Origin of the sequence: Oscillatoria sp. HE19RPO, from assembly GCF_024220515.1 — a bacterium.
Taxonomy (GTDB): Bacteria; Cyanobacteriota; Cyanobacteriia; order Cyanobacteriales; family Laspinemataceae; genus Laspinema.
The window spans coordinates 1-5,229 of sequence record NZ_JAMXOT010000273.1; the positions used below are offsets into that span (position 1 = coordinate 1).

3 protein-coding genes and 2 pseudogenes are annotated in these 5,229 nt (G+C 40.7%); 4 read left to right on the forward strand and 1 reads right to left on the reverse strand.

Annotation, left to right across the window (positions count from 1 at the left end; genetic code table 11):
- Positions 1–282 precede the first annotated feature (282 nt).
- Positions 283–774, reverse strand: coding sequence for a helix-turn-helix domain-containing protein (locus tag NG833_RS22590; RefSeq protein ID WP_254567528.1), 492 nt, complete (start codon positions 772–774; stop codon positions 283–285).
- A gap of 121 nt (positions 775–895) precedes the next feature.
- Between NG833_RS22590 and NG833_RS22595 the strand changes: the two are divergent.
- From NG833_RS22595 to NG833_RS22610, 4 genes and pseudogenes are all read left to right on the forward strand, one after another.
- Positions 896–2,522: pseudogene (locus tag NG833_RS22595) on the forward strand (IS1634 family transposase).
- Positions 2,523–3,048: 526 nt separating this feature from the next.
- Positions 3,049–4,075: pseudogene (locus tag NG833_RS22605) on the forward strand (ISAs1 family transposase); the annotation flags it as partial.
- A gap of 121 nt (positions 4,076–4,196) precedes the next feature.
- Positions 4,197–4,457 (forward strand): transposase family protein, encoded by a 261-nt coding sequence (locus tag NG833_RS30580; RefSeq protein WP_256556121.1) that lies wholly within the window; start codon positions 4,197–4,199, stop codon positions 4,455–4,457.
- Between the two features lie 31 nt (positions 4,458–4,488).
- The gene (locus tag NG833_RS22610) at positions 4,489–5,094 is read left to right on the forward strand and encodes an ISAs1 family transposase (protein ID WP_256556122.1); all 606 of its coding nucleotides are present in this window, start codon (positions 4,489–4,491) and stop codon (positions 5,092–5,094) included.
- The last annotated feature ends 135 nt before the right edge of the window (positions 5,095–5,229 follow it).

The following is a 5,229-nucleotide window of genomic DNA, read 5'->3' on the forward strand; positions in this document are numbered from 1 at the left end:
TACATCATCAAAATAATTCAACAAACCCCCTTCTATTTCGGGCATAGAAATAGGTTGCGGCTGGGTTTTTATGTTTTTTAATTTAGCGCTCGCGACAACGGGTGAAAATCCTTTAGTCATAGAGTATTTATTCCTATTTTTTACTGAAAAAAGAGAGTCATTATAGAATCTCTTGGACAAACCGGTGAGCAATAATACTACACCATCTTTTTGGGGTCTGTTACATTTGATACCAAATTAGATGCGCTTACCCTGACCCTGCGGTGAGGTTGAAGATCCGCCTCATTTTAAAAAACGACCCACACTATAGCGGGAAATTTCTTTGACTATTCCTCTTTTAACAACTTCTTCGGCTAGTTCTCTGTGGGTCCATTCATTGATTGGGCGCTGACTTTGGGATGGATGTTCACAGGCGACTGCAACAATTTGTACAATATTATCTACTGTAAACGTGGCGGGCTTACCTGGACGGGGTTGATCACTTAAAACCAATATAATCAGTTGAATTAATTTTTGATCGCTAGTTTCTGGGGTTTCTGCTATCTCTAGTCTGGATGCGGCATCAGCCCATCGGGAGCGCCACATCCGGACTTGATTCCGGTTCATTTGCAATTGCTCAGAAATTTCGGTGTTATTAATTCCATCAGCCGCCAACAAGACTAATTTGGCCCTTTGTACTAATCGATGTGGATTAGTTGCTTTACGCGATATTTGTTCTAGTAACTGATGCTGCCTTGAAGATACGGTACAGACTTTGGCTTTTGGAGTAGGCATGATTGATTAAGTCGAGATAGAACCGAGATGCGTGGCCCCTAATAGGGATCTCGCTGCCTCCTCCTCTTATTATAGCTGGTTATGTTCTTTTGCACGTCTGTACTAGGAATATTCTAAAACCATGACAGATATAGCATCTAACATCATAGTACAAGATATTGACCACTGTGGCATAGTCGCGGGCATCATTGATGAGATAGGACTCGTCTATCGCGATTAACCGGGAACTCGAACCCCACCCCCTCACCCTGGTGAGTCCAGGAATCATTGTCAAAGCAATGATTCTCAATGGTTTAGGGTTGGTGAGCGCCCCATTGTACTTATTTCCCCAATTCTTTGTCGGCAAAGCCACAGAACATCTTCTCTCCGAGGGGATAACCCCAGAGTTGCTCAATGATGACCGATTAGGTAGAGTCCTAGATGAACTCTATAAAGTAGGCATCACTCAACTATTTGTCAAAATAGCCTTGGCTGCGGCTAAAAAGTTCCGAGTAAATACCCAGAGCAAGCACCTTGATTCAACATCATTTGATGTTCATGGACAATATTTTCGCGAACCTAACCTAACAGGAGAACCCGTTCCGATTGAGATTACTTATGGATACTCAAGAGACCACCGTCCGGAATTAAAACAATTTATCGTAGACTTAATTTGCACTTCAGACGGGAATATTTCGCTCTATTTAAGAGTAGCCTCGGGCAATGAATCTGACTCAGCCATTTTTGCACTTATTAATGAAAAAATTTAGAAAAAACTGGAATATGGACGGATTATTTGTAGCCGATGCCGCCCTTTATAATCAAGAAAGTTTAAGAAAAATTAATCATTTGAACTGGGTTTCAAGAGTTTCGGCTTCTTTAAAAGCCGCTAAAGAATTGTTGAGCGAACCCGCCGAATAAGACCTGCAAAATTGTCAATTGGAGGGATACCGGATAAAAAGTTATGAAGTCACTTATGAAGAAAATAAACAAAGATGGCAGAAGCGTCGAAAGTGAAAAAAGAAAAGAGTTTGACTTAAAGCAACTAAAGAAAAAAATTAAAAATTTAGAAGGAAAAGCCCGCTTAGAACTTAAAAGATTAAGCAGGCAGAAATTCGCTTGTCAACCTGATGCAGAGCAAGCAGTTGAGCAATTCAACAAGAAGCTGCGATATCATACAATCACCGGAGTTAAAATATTAAAAGCTCCCTATTATACCCAACCCGGAAGACCACCCAAGGGAGCCAAACCCGCTGGGTATTCTTATCAAATACAAGCCGATTTGGCAGAAAACGAGTCAGCCATAGAACAAGAGAAAATCCGAGCGGGAAGATTTATCCTCGCTACGAACGTCTTGGATGTTAATGAACTGAGTTATGAACAGGTATTAAAAGAATACAAAAACCAACAATCGACAGAAAGAGGATTTCGGTTTTTAAAAGACCCGATGTTTTTTACCGATAGTGTATTTCTAAAAAATCCCGAACGAATAGAAGCCCTAGCAATGGTGATGGGCTTGTGTTTGTTAGTGTATAGTTTAGGTCAAAGAGCATTAAGAGAGGCCCTGGCTCAAGCAAAAAAGTCGATTAAGAATCAATTAGGTAAACCCACCACTACTCCAACTCTACGATGGGTTTTTCAATGCTTTCAATCCATTCATTTGCTTACGGTTGATGGAGCGCGCGAAAATCACCTATTTAACTGATGAGCGGCGATGGATCCTTCAGTTCCTAGGGGCCTCCTGCCAGAAATATTATTTACTCACTTGATCAAACCTGCGGAATGTGGGCTGCAACTGCACCAATGATGCCAGCGATAAGGGCGCTAAAAGGCTTGATGAAATATCAGGGTAAGCTCATCTAATTTGGTATAAATTGTACTTGACAAAGAGAAATTATAGAGTTAAATAGAGGCGTCTGGGATTAGAGATTCTAAGCGGGTAAAAACAGCTCAATTAGTCTTGGTACAAGCATTTGAGAATAAGCATCATGTAACCATCATTCATAGCGGCCCGCTTCCTTTTCTGCCGTAAGCTACGCTTGAAAGTGGTTTCTTGATTGACCGCATTCAGGGATAACCTTCGGAGGGTAGCCAAGTTCCGAGGGCTATGCAATCAGGGCAAGCTCATCTAATTTGGTATAAAATGTACTTGACAAAAAGGCTAACATAGGGTATGCACGATTTAACGATGGGCAATTCTATAATGTCTAAAATAGTAAATCGGCTTCCTTAAGGTAAAATTCTATGGATAAAGGATTCGCACCAATTCAGGCTACGTCTAAATCAAAGTCAGGGTTGAACAAAAACCAACCGCTTTCCATAGAAAAGTTACAAGGCAGCTTGTCACATTATTTTGATGACGTACCGGATCCTAGGGTAAACCGAACTAAACGCCACTTAATTAAAGATATTATTGTGATTGCGATCCTCTCTACCATAGCTGGAGGTGATGGATGGGAGGACATGGAAAATTATGGCCTCAGCAAACAAGAATGGTTAAAAGAATTTTTAGAGTTACCGAATGGTATTCCCCGTGATGATACCTTTATAAGGGTCTTTGAAAAGTTGGAAGAGCGAAATTTTAGAACAAAAATTAACCTTATGGGTTCAGCAATTAATTGGGCCGGTTATTCAAGAAGTTATTCCCATTGATGGAAAAACACTTAGAGGGTCTTATGACCGAGAAAATGGGATGAAAAACTTACATTTAGTCACCGCCTGGGCTTGTGAGAATCGGTTGGTACTCGGACAGGTTAAGGTTGAAGGTCATTCAAATGAAATCACCGCCATTCCCGCCCTCTTAGAATTAATTGATATCACCGGAGCGACTATTACAATGGACGCTATGGGGACTCAAACTGAAATCATTCGGCTAATTCATCAAAAAAAAGCCAATTATATGGTGACTTTAAAAAGCAATCATCCCACTCTTTATAATCAAGTCAATAATTGGTTTGAAACGGCAAAATCCCATCAATTTAAAGGGATGGAGATTCATGAAAATCACCAGACTGAATCCGCCCATAGCCGAGTTGAAACTCGAAAAGTTTGGGCTTTTCCAGTCGCGGCATTAGGAGGGCTTTATAAACAAGAAGAGTGGGCGGGTCTTCAAACAATTGTTGTAGTAGAACGATTCCGTCACTTGTGGAATGGAACGACTCACGAAGTACAGTTTTATTTAAGTTCTTTACCCCCGGATGCTCAGATTAATGGGCGGATTATTCGTCAACATTGGACTATTGAAAATCAAGAACACTACGTTTTAGATGTCACGTTTAATGAAGATCGCTGTCGGATTCGGTCATTGCATAGCCAGGGCAACCTCATCTAATTTGGTATAAAATGTACTTGACAAAAAGGCTAACATAGGGTGTGTACCATTTAATGATGGACAATTCTATAATGTCTAAAATAGTAAGTCGGCAACGCTTAGGTAAAACTTTATGAATAAAGGATTTGCACCAATTCAAGCCACATCTAAATCCAAGTCAGGGCTGAACAAAAACCAGCCCCTTTCCATGCAGCAGTTACAAGAGAGCGTGTCACATTATTTTGATGACGTACCGGATCCGAGAGTTAACCGAACTAAACGCCACTTACTTAAAGACATTATTGTGATTGCCCTCTTATCCACAATAGCTGGAGGTGATGGATGGCAGGATATGGAAAATTATGGCATCAGTAAGCTGACTTGGTTAAAATAATTTTTAGAGTTACCGAATGGTATTCCGAGCGATGACACGTTTAGAAGGGTCTTTGAACAATTGGAAGAGCGAAATTTTAGAACAAAAATTAACCTTATGGGTTCAGAACTTAATTGGGCCAGTTATCCAACAAGTTATTCCCATTGATGGAAAAACACTTAGAGGGTCTTATGACCGGGAAAATGGGGTAAAAAACTTACATTTAGTCACCGCCTGGGCTTGTGAGAATCGATTGGTACTCGGACAGGTTAAGGTGGAAAATCATTCAAATGAAATTACAGCCATTCCAGCCCTCTTAGAATTAATTGATATCACCGGAGCGACTATTACAATGGACGCTATGGGGACTCAAACTGAAATAATTCGGCTAATTCATCAAAAAAAGGCCAATTATGTGGTCACCTTAAAAAGCAATCATCCCACTCTTTATAATCAAGTCAAGAATTGGTTTAAAACCGCCCAAAGCCATCAATTTAAAGGGATTGAAATTGATGAAAATCATCAGACAGAATCCGCCCATAGCCGAGTTGAAACTCGAAAAGTTTGGGCTTTTCCAGTCGCGGCATTAGGAGGACTTTATAAACAAGACGAATGGGCTGGTCTTCAAACTATTGTTGTAGTAGAGCGATTCCGTTAGGGAACTCCAAAAAATAAAACCTTCAAAAAACCCGCACCCTGAAGGGTGGAGGCTCACAGGACAAAGCCCGCCTGCGCGGGCTAAAAGAGCCTTGTTAGGTGCGATCGCATCAAAGCAAGGATGATTTATTTGTTG